This is a genomic window from Streptomyces sp. SID13031 (assembly GCF_010548305.1).
Lineage (GTDB): Bacteria > Actinomycetota > Actinomycetes > Propionibacteriales > Kribbellaceae > Kribbella.
Window position 1 is genome coordinate 19714 of sequence record NZ_JAAGLV010000029.1, and the last position, 14761, is coordinate 34474.

A 14761-nucleotide genomic window follows, 5' to 3' on the forward strand; every position below is an offset into this window, starting at 1 on the left:
GTGAGTGTGACCGCAAAGTAACCTTTGGGGTTCCCCCCGGACAACCGGCAAAAGATTTCAATCCGGCTACCGGTTAGGGTGCTGAGTTCCCACGAAGAGCGCGAGCAGGTCGCGGCCCGGGCACCGAAGAGGTAACAGCGTGTCCATTCGGTCCGGATGGTCCTCACCGACCATTACGGTAGGCGGGTGAGTTTCTCGTCCCCCACGCGTCCCTCCGCCCCCGGTGCCCGCGGTTCCAAGGCAGCGGGCGGTGGCTCGAACCGACTGCCGTCCAGCCGCGAACGCCGCCCCGCGCTCGCGGCTCTGGCGGTGATCCTGATCCTGCTGGGCGCCTCCGGCTCGGCCCTGATCGCCCTGCGCAGCGGCAATCGGCAGGACTACATCGTGATGGTGCCCACGTCGCTCCCGCCTGGGAGCAGGATCGACGAGGATGACTTCGCCCGCGGTGACCTGGCCGGCAAGACCGGCGCGCTGATCCCATACGCCCAGTGGAAGAAGTACGAGGGCCAGTACACGACCACCTGGCTGTACCGCAATCAGTTCGTCACCCCCCAGAACTTCACCACCGAACCGATCCCGGCCGGTGGCGCGCTGGTCGGTGTCAGCCTCGAAGCCGGCCGGGCGCCGTCGTCCAACCTCGCGGGCGGCGACATCGTCCAGGTGGTCCAGGTGCCGGCCTCCAACCAGGCTGGTGGCGTGCCCTCGATCCTGGTCACGGCGGCTTCGGTGACCAGCTCATCGGGCAAGGTCACCGATGACAAGACGAGCGCGAGCACCACGCTGAACGTGACCATCCTGGTGCCTGCGGCGCAGTCCACCGCCGTCGCCGCGGCCGCCGCGTCCAAGACCCTGGTACTGGTGAAGTTGCCGGCCGGCACCAAGCCCGACGTAGCGCCGATCCGGGCAGGCGGCTGATGGCACTCGTCGCATTGGCGAGCGCGAAGGGCTCGCCCGGAGTGACCACTACCGGCCTGGTGCTGGGCGCGCTCTGGCCGCGGCCGGTGCTGCTGGCCGAGTGTGACCCGTCGGGCAGCGATGTGGCGATCCGGATGTCGGCACCCGGTGGCCAGCCGCTCAACTCCGACCGGGGGCTGGTCAGCCTGGCCGCGGCCGGCCGTAAAGGTCTCGACGACGACGTCATCATGGCCCACAGCCAGCAGCTCGACGGCGGCCTGGACGTGATGGTCGGCGTTCGTTCGCCCGAGCAGATCGGTGGCATGGGTGGGCTCTGGGAGCCGCTCGGGATCACCTTCAACCAGATGTTCAGCGCCGACGTGATCGCCGACTGCGGCCGGATCGGTCCGTCCTCGCCCCAGCTGCCGGTAGTACAGGCGGCCCGGATGGTCGTCCTGGTCTGTACCGCGACCGGCTCGTCCGTTGCACACCTGCGCGAACGGCTCGGCCAGCTCGTCCACCACGTCGACGCCAAGCTCGGCGTGCTCGTGGTCGGCGACCCGAAGCGGCGCGAGGGCGTGAAGCAGGTCTGGTCAGTCCTGGACGCGATGTCCGTGCCGGTGCAGCACCGCTGGCATCTGGCCTACGACCCGGCCGGCGCCGCGTTCTTCGACGGCCGCGGCCAGGGCCGGCTGGACCGGACGCCGTTGATCCGCACGGCCGGCGACATCGCGGCCGAGATGGCGGCGGCGGTCGCGATGCCGACCCAGCACGACTTCGACATGGCTCAGGCGGCCTTCCCGCCCGGCTCCTCGGACGGCGCCTGGGAGGGTAGATGAGCACGGACCAGGAGCTCGTCCGCAAGCTCCGGGTCCAGGTCGCCGAGCGGCTGAACGAGCAGCGCCGGCGCGACCAGGCCAACGGCGTACCGCCGATGAGCGCCGAGGACGAGCGGGAGTACGCACGCTCGCTGATCGTCCAGGTGCTCGAGGACCACGCCCGGTACGAGCTGGCTGAGGGGCGCACGCCGCCGACGCCGGAGGACGACGCGCAGATCGCCGGCGCGATCCACTCCGCGCTGTTCGGCGTCGGCCGGCTGCAACCGCTGATCGACGACCCGGACGTCGAGAACATCGACATCAACGGGTGCGACCAGGTCTTCATCCAGTACGGCGACGGTCGCGAGGAGCGGCCGGGGCCGGTGGCCGACAACGACGACGAGCTGATCGAGCTGATCCAGGTGCTCGCGGCGCACGCGGGCCTGACCAGCCGCCCGTTCGACTCGGCCAACCCGCAGCTCGATCTGCGGCTGCCCGACGGGTCGCGGTTGTCGGCGGTGATGGGCGTGACGGCGCGCCCGTCGGTCTCGATCCGGCGATCCCGGCTCGGCAAGGTCTTCCTGCAGGATCTGGTGGCCAACGGCACGATGTCCGCCGAGATCGCGTCCTTCCTCAAGGCCGCGGTCGCGGCCCGGAAGAACGTGATGATCGCGGGCGCGACGAACTCCGGCAAGACCACCCTGCTGCGTGCGCTGGCCAACGAGATCCAGCCGCACGAGCGCCTCATCACGGTCGAGCGCTCGCTCGAGCTCGGGCTGGGGGAGTTCAAGGACCTGCACCCGAACGTGGTCGCGTTCGAGGAGCGGCTGCCGAACTCCGAAGGTGTCGGTCAGGTCGACATGGCCGACCTGGTCCGCCGCTCGCTGCGGATGAACCCCAGCCGCGTCATCGTCGGTGAGGTGCTCGGCGACGAGATCGTCACGATGCTGAACGCGATGAGCCAGGGTAACGACGGCTCGCTGTCGACGATCCACTCGAACAGCTCGATGGAGGTGTTCAACCGGATCAGCACCTACGCCATCCAGGCGCGTGAGCGGTTGCCGATGGAGGCGACCCAGATGCTGATCTCGGGAGCGCTCGACTTCGTCGTGTTCGTCCGTAAGCACAACGACTACCAGCACGGCGGCACCCTCAGCCGGTACATCGAGAGCATCCGTGAGGTGACCGGCTGGGACGGCCGGGTGCTGTCCGGCGAGGTGTTCGCCCCGGGCCCCGACGGCCGGGCCGCGGCGCACGCGCCGATCGCCTGTATGGACGAGCTCGAGCACTACGGCTACCAGCCGCTCGTGCACGGACGGTGGGCCTGATGAGCAGCGAGACCTTGCTGGCACTCCTGTGCGGCGCGGTGGTCGGTGGCGCGATCCTGCTGCTGGTCGTCGCGATCCGCGGGACGTTGCCGCGCGAGGCGACCCCGTCGCTGTTCCAGCGAGGCGGCAGCGTTGAGGGCCGTAAGCAACTGATCCGATTCGGTACCGGCATCGCAGTCGGTCTGATCGTCCTCGTCGTCACCCGCTGGCTCGTGCTGGCGGCTGCTCTCGGGCTGCTGGCGGCGCTGGCCGATCGCTTCTTCGGTGGTACAGGTGAAGAGCGCCGGGCGATCGAGCGGCTGGAGGCGCTGGCCACCTGGACCGAGGCGTTGCGCGACACGATCGCCGGCGCCGTCGGTCTGGAACAGGCGATCCCGGCCACCGCGGTCAACGCGGCCCCCGCGATCAAGCCGAGTCTGAACCTGCTGGTCGACCGGCTGCGGATCCGCGAACCGTTGCCCTCGGCCCTGATGCGGTTCGCCGACGATTTGAACGACCCGTCGGCCGACCTGATCGTCGCGGCGCTGGTGCTGAACGCGCGACTGCGTGGCCCGGGTCTGCGTGAAGTGCTGAGCGCCCTGGCCGACTCCGCCCGCGAAGAGCTCGACGTCCGCCGGAAGGTGGCCGCTGAGCGCCGCTCGACCCGGCGAAGCGTCCAGGTCGTCGTGGCGATCACGCTCCTGGTGGCCGCCGCGCTGATCCTGTTCAACCCGACGTACGTCTCGCCGTACACGAGTTTCATCGGCCAGTTCGTGCTCTTCATCGTCATCGCGCTGTACGCCGTTGGACTGGTCTGGCTGCGCAAACTGGCGAAGATCGAGGTACCGGAGCGGTTCCTGATCCGCAGTGACGACCGGCGGGCACATCGCAGTGGTGACGAGCGGATGGAGGTGGTGGGCGGATGACCGGCGCATTCATCGCGGGCGGCCTGTTCGGTGCGGGGCTCTACCTGTTGATCCGGATGTTCATCAGGCCGCGCGCCAACGTGCTCTCGACGATCGCGCGGATCGACGCCGGCCGCTCGGGGTATGTGAGTGCCGCGACCGCCAGCGCGGCGGGGGAGCGGGTGCTCGGCGGAGTGGACCGGGCCCGCGAGACACTCGGCCAGCGGCTGGAGGCCGAGGCGAACGCGCGCGGCTGGACGTTCGGCCGGCTGCGGCGGGACCTCGCGGTGATGAACCAGCCGTTCGCGGCGATGCTCGCCACCAAGGTGTTCTTCGCCCTGGGCGCGCTGATCTTCATCCCGTTCATCCTGTTCCTGTTCGCGATGCTGGGCTTCACCCCGCCCGGCGCGACCCCGGCGGTGGTCACGCTCGCCGCGATGACGTTCGCGTTCTTCCTGCCTGACCTGGCTCTGCGCCAGGAGGCGGAGGCCCGGCGGCGCGACTTCCGGCATGTGGTCGGCAGCTTCCTCGACCTGGTCGCGATGAACCTGGCCGGTGGCCGCGGTCTGCCGGAGGCGCTGATGACGGCCTCGACGATCGGCGACCACTGGGCGATGGCGAGGATCCGGCAGGCGCTGGCCAATGCGCGGCTGATCGGCATCACACCGTGGGACGCGATGGCCCGGCTGGGCGAGGACCTCGGGGTCGAGGAGTTGCGCGACCTGGCGTCGGCGCTGGCGCTGGCCGGTGACGAGGGCGCGAAGATCCGCGCCTCGCTGCTGGCCCGGGCCGCCTCGTTGCGGCGCAAAGAGCTCGCCGACGTCGAAGGCAAGGCAGGGGAGCGGTCGCAGTCGATGCTCGTCGCCCAGCTGGTGATGTGCGCGGCGTTCATGCTGTTCCTCGGCTACCCGGCCGGTGCGGCGATCCTGGGAAGTTAGTGATGGCCGCCACCGGGAACAAGGATCCATCGGGCATTGGTGTCCGTCAGACAGGGCATACTGAGCCTCGAATCGGGCTCAGGACTGAAGTGACGAGTTTCGGAGGGTTTACCGGATGAACGTGGAAACGCAGTTCGTGCGCGCGATGGTCGGCTACGCGCTGGCGCGGGCCCACACCCAGCGAGCCCGCGGCGCGGCCGCGAAGACCCGTGGCAGCCGCAACGAGCTCGGTGCGTCGGCGCTGGAATGGGCCATCATCTCGGCGATCCTGGTCGCCGCGGCGCTGGCGATCGGGCTGGTGGTCCGGGGCGTGATCGACAAGCGCACGGGCGAGATCCAGAACGGCTGAGGCGTTGTCGCGGTCACCTCGTCGCAGAGCAGCAAGTGAGCGTGGCCGCCGGGGCCGGCAGCGCCGGAACCGGTCGGAGCGAGGCGCGTCCTCGCTCGAGCTGGCCATCCTCGCGCCCTCGATCCTGGCGCTGATCTTCATCTCGATCCAGACTGCGCTGTGGCTGTACGGCCGGTCCGTCGCGCTGAACGCGGCCCAGGAAGGGGTCTCCCGGTTGAGGCTCGTCCAGCCGCCGCTCTACACCGGCGCGATCGGCGAGAAGGTCCGCGGCGATATCGAGGCCTACGCCCAGCAACTCGGCGGCAACACCCTCGGCGACGCCGTCGTGGAGCCGCCCGCCTACAACAACCCCGAAGGCATGGTCTCGTTCACCGTCACCGGCGAAACCATCTCTCTGGTCCCCGGCCTGAAACTGACCGTGAGCCAAACCGCCACCGGCCCGATCGAGCAATTCGAAGCCGACGACAAATGAGTGAGCGATGACTTCCATGGGTCCGCCCCACCCACGCACCCGACGCCGCCTGCCGCGGCGCGGTGAGCGGGGGACGATGGCTTTGGAGATGGTGATCCTGGCGCCGCTCCTGCTCATCCTGTTCATGTTCCTGCTGGCCTGTGGCAGGTATTTCCAGACGTCTTCGTTGCTGGAGAACGCCGCCCGGGACGGCGCTCGGTCCGCGAGCCAGACCCGGTCGCTGGCCGACGCGCAGACGCAGGTCGATGCGGCGGTCACCCGGACGATGGAGCAGGCGGTGACGTCCTGCAAGGACTCCGCGGGCGGCACCATCACCAGCGGGTTCGCGGCCGGCTCGGCGCTGTCCGTCGAGGTGACCTGCACGATCAACTACCGCGATCTCGGCCTGCTCGGCATCGGCGGCGACACCACGATCACCAAGCGGTTCAGCTCATCCGTCGACCCCTACCGAGGCGTCCGCGATGGCGACACTCCCTGACCCCGCCGCGGCCGACGACGCCGCCACCCGGGCCATGACCGATGCTGCCGACGCGAGTCCGGTACGACGTACGACGCCGTGGTCGCGGCTGGTCGCGTTCGTCCGGGTCGATGCCCCTGGCAACCATCGTGGCGCGCTCAGCCCGGCGGTCGCGATCCTCGCGGTGATGATCTTCACGCTGGCCGGTCTCGTCATCGACGGCGGCCGCCAGCTCGGCGCCAAGTCGCGCGCGGTCGGCTACGCCCAGGAGGCCGCCCGGGTGGGCGCCGCCACCATCCAGCTGAACACCGCGGAAGCCAAGATCGACACCGAGAAGGCCGGTACCGCGGTGGCCGCGTTCTGCGCCGAGGTCTCGTCCAACGACAAGGCCGTCGAGAGCTGCAACACCACCGAGCTCACCGACGAGGGCCTGAAGGTCCAAGTCGTCATCGGCAACAAGACCACCTTCCTCGGCATGGTCGGCATCGAGCACCTCGCCGCCACCGGCACCGGCGAGGCCCACGCCGAACAAGGCGTCCAGAAGGCCGACGACAGCCCCAAGATCCCGCCGATCGTGGTCGCCACCCGGACCGACGGCCCGGGCAACATCCCGACCATGAACACCGCTGTACCGCCGACGCTCGACATCCCCTGCCCGTCCAGCTGGACCATCGGCGTGACGAGCCCGATCTGGACGGTGACTTTCCCGATCCCGGCCACCTGCACCCCGAGCATCACTCCGTCGCCCACCGACGGCACCCCGCCGTCGACACCGCCGAGCTCGAGCCGGCCGTCCACGAGCAGCGACCCGACCCAGAAGCCGTCCACCACCAAGCCCGGCGGCGGCGCGCCCGGCGGCGTACCGCAGAACTCCCTGCCCCCGGGAGCCAACTGATGACCGACCTTCGAGGAGTCTCCTCCGTGCGACGTGTAGGCGTCCCAGCCGTCCTGCTTTCCGCGATCCTGGTGCTGTCCGCGTGCGGCAGCAAGGAGGACGGCGGCTTGGCTGTGCCAGTCGGCGACGATCCCGAACCGACGATCACGCTCAGCGGATCGCCCTCGGCCGGCCCCTCGTCGGCACCGACCGGCAATCCGTCCGCGCCCGCGACCACGGCAGCCAAGCCACCGGCGAAGGCGCAGGTGATCGTCGTACCGGGGAACTTCGCGGCCCAGCCCGCCGTCCAAGGCCTCGTGAAGAGCTACCCGGTCTACTTCAGTGCGCTCGTCGCCGGGGACTCCGACATCATCAAGAACAACTTCCCGGCCTACTTCTACGTGGACACCAAGGAGGGCATCGCCGAGGCCAAGCGCAACGGCTGGGTGATGAAACCGCCGGGCAGCGTCGTGGTGATGGGAACGTCGCCGCAGCCGCCTGACATCGTCAGAGTCAAGCTGTGCACGTCCCAGACCACGCAGTACTGGGACCCCAAGACGAAAGGCTGGACCGTGGCCGCTGCGAAGGGGGTCCCGCAGGCCATCGACGTCATCCTCACCGGCCTCGGCTGGCTGCCGTACCGGCTGGCTCCGACCGAGGGCATCAACTGCGCAAAGGTGCGCTTTCCGGCCTAGACCGCAGCATAACCATTTGCGCAACGGCGTGACGGAACACTTTTCACCGGGCATGATGCCCCTGGCTGAAGATAACCTGCGAGTAGCTGGACGAGACTCTGGAGTGAGGATGCGCAACCTGACCGGGGTGGTGGGGTGGGGTCAGCACCTGTTCCGAGTGAGCCGAGGGCTGATCACCCTGACCACCGTGCTCGCACTTCTTTCGGCCTATCCGGCCGCGACCGCGTCCGCGGACACGATCTCAGCGGGTAACAAGGTCTGCAGCATGTACGTGAACGCCATCGGCTTCGGCGCCTTCTGCAGTTCGGGTGAGGCCTACTTCCCGGGCTCGAGTGAACCGCCGCCGACCTGGAAGGTGAAGCTCGGCAACAACATCTTCATCCCTTGCCGGGACTTCGAGATTCCGAAGGGCATCAACCTGGGCAAAGCGCCGGCGGGCAAGACCTGGGCGCTGCGGGTGACGATCACGGACTACGACCTCAACACGACCAACGGTGGCAACAACGTCCACCTGGAGCGGGCGATCGTGCCGCTGTCCGACGAGGACCGGCAGCAGTGCCCGGTCGAGCCGTACATGGCGGAGTTCTGGGCGACGTTCGCCAGCACCTATCCGGCACCGGCGCTGCAGGTGATGCCGACCTACACCCCGCGGGTGAACGTGCCGGCCTACTTCTCGCTGACCCGCGAGAGCTCGCTGGTTCTCGAGGACGACCCCGAGAAGGGCGACCTCGACAGCGCGTACTTCGACCCGTCGCACAACCTGACGATGCGCGGTCTGGTCAGCTCGATGATCGTCGATCCGGGCGACGGAACGCCGCCCTTCACCTGCCAGATCGGCGTCGGCATGTACAACGAGAGCTACGACGGGTACGACGTCAACAGCGACCCGTTCCATCAGATGAGCACCTGCTCGCACAAGTACGCCAAGTCGAGCGCGAGCCAGCCTGACGGCATGTACACCGTGAAGCTGACGATCACCTGGACGGTCTCCTACTGGACCGGCCAGCCGAAGTGGCACGACATCGGCACGGCCGAGATCCACGCAGTACAACGCCTGCCTGTGCAGGAAGTGCAGTCGATCGGTGGGTAAGGGAGGGACGACGATGGTGAAGACGAGTGAGCCGGTGCGGAACGCGCGGCTGCCGCAGCGGCCGGGCGGAGGAGCCGGTGACCGGGTGCGAGGCCTGGTCTCGCTGGTGGCGATCGTTGCGATCGTCGTCGGCGTCCCGTATGTGCTGCTGCGCTTCTTCGGTACGCCGTGGCCCGACCAGCTACCGAACCAGGATGTGCTGACCGACGCGCTGACCGCCCAGACGGTGATCGGCATCATCGCCTTCTTCGTCTGGATCGCGTGGCTGCACTTCGTCATCTGCCTGATCGCGGAGGCGATCGCCGAGGTCCGCGGGCACGGCCTGTCGCCCCGGATCCCACTCGGCGGCGGCTCGCAGACACTGGCCCGCCGGCTGGTCTCGGGCGTCGTGCTGATCGCGGGCGCGGCCAGCGTGACGCTGCCGGTCGCCAGTGCGGTCACCGCCACCTCCGTCGGCAACCCGGCGTCGGTGAGCGTTGCCCAGAGCAACGACAACAGCTCGGTCGAGGCGTTCCGGCAGACCGAGCCACGCAGTTCGGTGCAGCTCGGCGTCGCGCCGGTGAAGCACACCCAGACCGGCGTACGGACGAACAACGACCATGCCGGTCAGGTCGTCAAGTACACCGAGGTCCGGCCGCCGCAGGGTCGCAACTACGACTGCCTGTGGGACATCGCCGAGCGCTACCTGGGTGAGGGCCGGCGGTACAAGGAGATCTACGACCTCAACCACAACAAGCTGCAGCCCGACGGCAGCCGGCTGACGAACCCGGACCTGATCCTGCCGGGCTGGCAGGTGCGCCTGCCCGCCGACGCCAAGGGCGCGGGCGTTCACACCGTGCTCGTCAACGTGGATCACCAGGGCGTAAGCAAGACCGTGCCGACGACGAAGCCGACGGTCAAGGCAACGGCGAAGCCGGCCGCCAAGGCCCATGCGACGAACGAGACCCGCACGGCCGAGCAGGGCGCCAACGCCACGGGCAGCCGCTGGTTCGAGCAGCAGCAGGCAGAGGCCGGTACGTCGATCGGGATCGCCGGCACCCCGGGCGCGAAGACCGCCGAGCCGGGTGTCGAAGCGGCGACGCCGCAGGGAACGGGTGACCCGGTCACCGCTGGTGCGAAGGTCGAGGCTCCGGTCGCTGATGGCGGGGTCGACGCCACGCAGGCCGGCATCTACGGCTTCGGCGCCACACTGCTCGCCGCTGGGCTCGCGATCGCGCTGAAGCGCCGTCGCGGCTGGGCGCAGGGTCCTGGGCCGAAGGCAGCAGGGCACCGGCAGACCGAGATCGGCCTGCGGCTGGCCTCCGACATACCGACTGCTCGTTTCGTCGACAACGCGCTGCGCTCGCTGGGCGCGACGCTGACCGGTGACGACCGGATCATGCCGACCGTGGTCGCAGCGCTGGTGACCGATCGCGCACTGACGCTCGTGCTGGAGCCGGGGCAGTCGCAGGCTGCGCCTCCGGGTCCCTGGCAGGCCATTGCCGACGGCACCCGCTGGGTACTGCGTCGCGCCTACGCGCCGCAAGGCGATGTCGACGCGCCCGCGCCGTACCCGACGCTTGTCACGCTCGGCAGCAACGCCGACGGCGCGACCGTGCTGGTCGACCTGGACACCGCTGACGGCATCGTCAGCTTCGGCGGTATCACCAACGCTTCTCGCGACGTCGTCGGTTCGCTGGCGGCCGAGCTGGCCACGAACCTGTGGTCCGAAGGCGCGCACGTGAGCATGGTCGGCTTCGGTGACGACCTGTCGACGCTGTCACCGAGCCGCTTGAGCTACTGGGTGAGCCTGGACGACGCGCTCCGCGAGGTGACGCGGCGTACGGACGCTCAGGTGCAGGCCTGTGGCCGGCGGGACGCCGAGACGGTCGCCGACGCCCGGATGGTCTTCCCGGACCCGCAACTGTGGGGTCCGGAGATCATCTTCGTGTCCGCACCGCCGTCGCCGGAGGAAGAGGAGCGGCTCACGCGGCTCGCCGGAGACCCGAAGCGCTGCGTCGCGGTGGTCGTCGTCGGTGACGTGATGAACTCACCGTGGCGGTTCGTCGTGGACGAGAAGAACCAGGCCGTCTGCCGGCTGCTCGGGCTCGAGGTCGATGCCCACAGCATCAACCCGGCGCAGTTCGCGGATCTGGTCGCGCTGTTCGGGGTGGCCGAGTCCGAGGCGCTCGACAAGCGTCGCAGCGAGCTGGACATGCCGGCGTACGAGTTCTCGTCAGCGGATCTGAGCCAGCCGGCGCCGGTCGAGGTCGACCTGCTCGGCCCGGTCGAGGTGGACGCTCGCGGTGAGCTCGACCCCGGTCGCGTCTCGCTGTCGACGGAGATCGTGGCGTTCCTGGCCAGCCAGGACTACGGCGTACACCCGAACGTGCTGGCCGGAGCGATCTGGCCGCGCGGCATCAGCGACGAGCTGCGCAACGCGGCGCTGGAACACACCCGCAACTGGGTCGGCGTGGACGCCATGTACGCCGACGAGTCCGGCCGCTGGCTGCTGAACCGCAGCATCGTCCGGGTCGACTGGGACGTCTTCCGCACGCTGGTCAAGCAGGCGTCGCTGATGGAGGACCCGCGCGGCCCGCTGTCGACGGCGCTCAGCCTGGTGCACGGGCAGTCGTGGTCCGACCTGCCGGCCGGCCGCTACTCGTGGCTCGCGGCGTCAGGTGTCGAGCGCAAGATGGCTGAGGCAGTAGTCGACGCCGCCCTGCGCCTCGCAGACGCCAGTCTCCGCCACAACGACGGCAACCTGGCCCGTACGGCCCTTCAGACCGGTCTGAGCTTCTCCCCGGCCTCCGAGGACCTCTGGCGGGCCACTCTGCGCCTGGCATCGCACTTCGGCACCACCGAAGACATCACCAACGTCGCTGCCCAGCTGTACGGTGCCCTGGCCAAGCACGGGGCCCCGCGCGGCGCCGAGCCCGAGACAGACGCCCTGGTCGACGAGCTCCTCCCGGGCTACCACCGACCCGCAGCGGTGGCTTAGTTACCCACCAACCGACTCATCATCGGTCCCTTGTGTCCCTCCAACCTTTTGCGGCCGGCTTGAGCATTGCGCGTGGGGAGGGACACAAGGGACCGATGATGAGTCGGTTGGGGGTGAGGGTGAGTGGTTAGAGGGGGTTTGCGGACCAGGTGTCGCAGCGGGTCAGGTCGCCGGAGTCCATGCCGGTCTTGAACCACTTCATCCGTTGCTCGGCGGTGCCGTGGCTGAAGCTCTCCGGGGTGACCTGGCCTTGGGTCTTGGACTGGATCCGGTCGTCACCGACCGCTGCGGCGGCGTCCAGGCCGTCGCCGATGTCGTCCTCGGTGAGCCCGGTGATCAGCGGTTTGCCGCTCTTGGTCGGCACCGTGGTCGCGTGGTTGGTCCAGACGCCGGCCAGGCAGTCCGCCTGGAGTTCGGAGCGGACGGAGTCGGAGTTGGCGCCCTGGCGGGTCTTGATCCGGTCGAGGATGCCGTAGAGGTTCTGGATGTGGTGGCCGTACTCGTGGGCCACGACGTAGGCCTCGGCGAAGTCGCCGCCGCGGGCCCCCAGATCGGTCTCCAGGGTCTTGAAGAAGCCCAGCTCCAGGTAGACCCGTTTGTCGGGCGGGCAGTAGAACGGCCCGACTGCCGCCGTGGCGGGACCACAACCGGTGTTCACCGAGTTGCTGAAGACGTTCATCGGCGCCTTGATGTACTTCTTGCCGCGCCGGGGCAGCTCGGCGGCCCAGAAGTTCTCGATCGAGTTCTGGTAGAAGACGAACCGGCAGTCCTTGTTGGTCGCCAGATCGGTCCCCTTCTTGCAGGAGTCGAGATTGCCGGCCGCGGTGTTACGGGCCGTCGGCTCGTCGGCGGCGCCTTCGCTGCCGCCCGGCAGACCGCCGTTCAGGAGCAGGATGACGACCAGCAGGATGATGCCGCCGATACCGCCGCCGACCGGGATTCCCATCCCGCCGGGAAGGCGTCCGCCGCCTCCGCCACTGCTGCCGCGGGTGTCTTCGACGCCGCTGGTGTCCAAGTCGGCGTCAGGGTTGAATTTCACAGCACATACACTAGACCTCGTCGCCGCAAGAGGCTGCCTTGTGACGCGGCGCTGCGGCCTTGCCCGCAACCAGCCGCTGCCGCCCGCCGACCCAGCCCGTTCACTCCCAACCTGAGGACATCTGCGCCGCCATGATCACTGCCACCAACCTCGAGGTACGCGTCGGGGCCAGGCAACTGCTCTCGCCTGCCTCTTTCCGTGTCGGCCCAGGGGACAAGGTCGGCCTGGTCGGGCGCAACGGTGCCGGTAAGACGACGCTGACCAAGATCCTGGCCGGCGAGGGCCTGCCCGCATCCGGTTCGGTGTCGTCCTCGGGCGAGATCGGGTACCTCCCACAGGACCCGCGCACCGGCGATCTCGAAATGCTCGCCCGGGACCGGATCCTGGCCGCGCGCGGACTGGACGAGGTGGTCCGGCGGATGCGCAACGCGGAGAAGGCGATGGCCAGCGCGGACGACAAGACGCGCGAGAAGGGCATGCGGCGGTACGAGCGCGCCGAGTCCGACCTGCACGCGGCCGGTGGGTACGCCGCGGAGTCCGAGGCGGCCCGGATCGCGGCCAACCTCGGCCTGCCGGACCGGGTGCTGGGGCAACCACTCGGCACTCTCTCGGGTGGTCAGCGACGCCGGGTCGAGCTGGCCCGGATCCTGTTCGCGCAGGCGGAGACGCTGTTGCTGGACGAGCCGACCAACCACCTGGACGCCGATTCGGTCGTCTGGCTGCGCGACTTCCTCAAGACCTACCCCGGTGGCGTGATCATGATCAGCCACGACGTGAACCTGCTCGAGGAGACCGTCACGCGGGTCTTCCACCTGGATGCGAACCGGGCCGAGATGGACGTCTACAACGTCGGCTGGAAGGTCTACCTGGCGCAGCGCGAGACCGACGAGCGGCGGCGGAAGCGCGAGCGCGCGAACGCCGAGAAGCAGGCGTCGATCCTGGTCGCCCAGGCGAACAAGATGCGCGCCAAGGCGACCAAGGCGACCGCGGCCCAGCAGATGCTGAAGCGGGCCGAGAAGCTGGTCTCGTCGCTCGAGGACGCGCGTGCGTCGGACAAGGTGGCGAGGATCTCGTTCCCGACGCCGGCACCGTGTGGCAAGACGCCGCTGATGGCCAAGGACCTGTCCAAGTCGTACGGGTCGCTGGAGATCTTCACCGCGGTGGATCTCGCCATCGACCGGGGGTCGCGGGTCGTCGTCCTGGGTTTGAACGGCGCGGGCAAGACCACGCTGCTGCGGGTGCTGTCCGGGATCGAGAAGATGGACACCGGCGAGGTGATCGACGGTCACGGCCTCAAGCTCGGGTACTACGCGCAGGAGCACGAGACGCTCGACGTGAACCGGACCGTGCTGGAGAACATGAAGTCCGCGGCCCCGGATCTGAACGAGACCCAGGCGCGCTCGGTGCTCGGCTCCTTCCTGTTCAGCGGTGACGACGCGGACAAGCCGGCCAGTGTGCTGTCCGGTGGCGAGAAGACCCGGCTCGCGCTGGCGACGCTGGTCGTCTCGGCGGCGAACGTACTGCTGCTCGACGAGCCCACCAACAACCTGGACCCCGCCTCCCGCACCGAGGTGCTGAACGCGATCCGCTCGTACCAGGGCGCGATCGTGCTGGTCACCCACGACGAGGGCGCCGTCGAGGCACTCGAGCCGGAGCGCGTCCTGCTCCTCCCCGATGGCGTCGAAGACCTCTGGACCAACGACTACGCCGACCTGGTGTCACTGGCCTGAGTGCTTCTCACCCGTCCGAGGCCCACGCACCGGACGGCTCTCCCGACCCGGGGGTTCGCCCATTGCTAGGCCATGGGCGAACCGCACCCTGAGGGGTGAACCCCGCAGTCGGTGGGTTGCCCGCTCAGGTTCTGGACGGGCAACCAGCCGTCTGAGGGGACAACCCCTGAGACGGCTGGCGGCAGTCCGCAGTCCAGGGCTGGTTACTGACCG

Annotated in this window: 14 protein-coding genes; 13 read left to right on the forward strand and 1 reads right to left on the reverse strand. The window is 69.0% G+C overall.

Annotated features, from left to right (window positions below; genetic code table 11):
- Positions 1-186: 186 nt before the first annotated feature.
- The 12 genes from G3I17_RS37125 (at position 187) to G3I17_RS37180 (ending at position 11779) form a co-directional block, all read left to right on the forward strand.
- Positions 187-915, forward strand: coding sequence for a hypothetical protein (locus tag G3I17_RS37125; protein ID WP_164603692.1), 729 nt, complete (start codon positions 187-189; stop codon positions 913-915).
- The gene (locus G3I17_RS37130) at positions 915-1733 is read left to right on the forward strand and encodes a hypothetical protein (protein WP_164603694.1); all 819 of its coding nucleotides are present in this window, start codon (positions 915-917) and stop codon (positions 1731-1733) included. The genes G3I17_RS37125 and G3I17_RS37130 overlap by 1 nt, the downstream gene beginning before the upstream one ends.
- Positions 1730-3040, forward strand: coding sequence for an ATPase, T2SS/T4P/T4SS family (locus tag G3I17_RS37135; RefSeq protein WP_164603696.1), 1311 nt, complete (start codon positions 1730-1732; stop codon positions 3038-3040). Before G3I17_RS37130 ends, G3I17_RS37135 begins: the two co-directional genes overlap by 4 nt.
- Positions 3040-3945, forward strand: a complete 906-nt coding sequence (locus G3I17_RS37140; RefSeq protein ID WP_164603698.1) for a type II secretion system F family protein — start codon at positions 3040-3042, stop codon at positions 3943-3945. The genes G3I17_RS37135 and G3I17_RS37140 overlap by 1 nt, the downstream gene beginning before the upstream one ends.
- Positions 3942-4862 carry a type II secretion system F family protein gene (locus G3I17_RS37145; RefSeq protein WP_164603700.1) on the forward strand — a complete coding sequence of 307 codons (921 nt, stop codon included), beginning with the start codon at positions 3942-3944 and terminating at the stop codon, positions 4860-4862. The genes G3I17_RS37140 and G3I17_RS37145 overlap by 4 nt, the downstream gene beginning before the upstream one ends.
- A 115-nt stretch (positions 4863-4977) precedes the next feature.
- A complete protein-coding gene (locus G3I17_RS37150) occupies positions 4978-5211 on the forward strand; it encodes a hypothetical protein (RefSeq protein WP_164603702.1) in 234 nt (77 codons plus the stop codon).
- Between the two features lie 4 nt (positions 5212-5215).
- Positions 5216-5683 carry a TadE/TadG family type IV pilus assembly protein gene (locus G3I17_RS37155; protein WP_203591286.1) on the forward strand — a complete coding sequence of 156 codons (468 nt, stop codon included), beginning with the start codon at positions 5216-5218 and terminating at the stop codon, positions 5681-5683.
- 7 nt (positions 5684-5690) lie between these two features.
- Positions 5691-6161 carry a TadE family protein gene (locus G3I17_RS37160; RefSeq protein WP_164603704.1) on the forward strand — a complete coding sequence of 157 codons (471 nt, stop codon included), beginning with the start codon at positions 5691-5693 and terminating at the stop codon, positions 6159-6161.
- Positions 6145-7035: a pilus assembly protein TadG-related protein gene (locus G3I17_RS37165; RefSeq protein WP_203591287.1), complete on the forward strand. Its 891-nt coding sequence runs from the start codon at positions 6145-6147 to the stop codon at positions 7033-7035. Before G3I17_RS37160 ends, G3I17_RS37165 begins: the two co-directional genes overlap by 17 nt.
- A gap of 26 nt (positions 7036-7061) precedes the next feature.
- Positions 7062-7709, forward strand: coding sequence for a hypothetical protein (locus tag G3I17_RS37170; RefSeq protein ID WP_203591288.1), 648 nt, complete (start codon positions 7062-7064; stop codon positions 7707-7709).
- 109 nt (positions 7710-7818) lie between these two features.
- Positions 7819-8799, forward strand: a complete 981-nt coding sequence (locus G3I17_RS37175; RefSeq protein ID WP_164603706.1) for a hypothetical protein — start codon at positions 7819-7821, stop codon at positions 8797-8799.
- Positions 8800-8812: 13 nt separating this feature from the next.
- Positions 8813-11779, forward strand: coding sequence for a hypothetical protein (locus G3I17_RS37180; RefSeq protein WP_164603708.1), 2967 nt, complete (start codon positions 8813-8815; stop codon positions 11777-11779).
- A gap of 127 nt (positions 11780-11906) precedes the next feature.
- Here the strand turns inward: G3I17_RS37180 and G3I17_RS37185 are convergent, their stop codons facing one another.
- Positions 11907-12818, reverse strand: a complete 912-nt coding sequence (locus G3I17_RS37185; protein ID WP_164603710.1) for a neutral zinc metallopeptidase — start codon at positions 12816-12818, stop codon at positions 11907-11909.
- 131 nt (positions 12819-12949) lie between these two features.
- Between G3I17_RS37185 and abc-f the strand changes: the two genes are divergently transcribed.
- Positions 12950-14548, forward strand: a complete 1599-nt coding sequence (gene abc-f, locus G3I17_RS37190; protein WP_164603712.1) for a ribosomal protection-like ABC-F family protein — start codon at positions 12950-12952, stop codon at positions 14546-14548.
- Positions 14549-14761 lie beyond the last annotated feature (213 nt).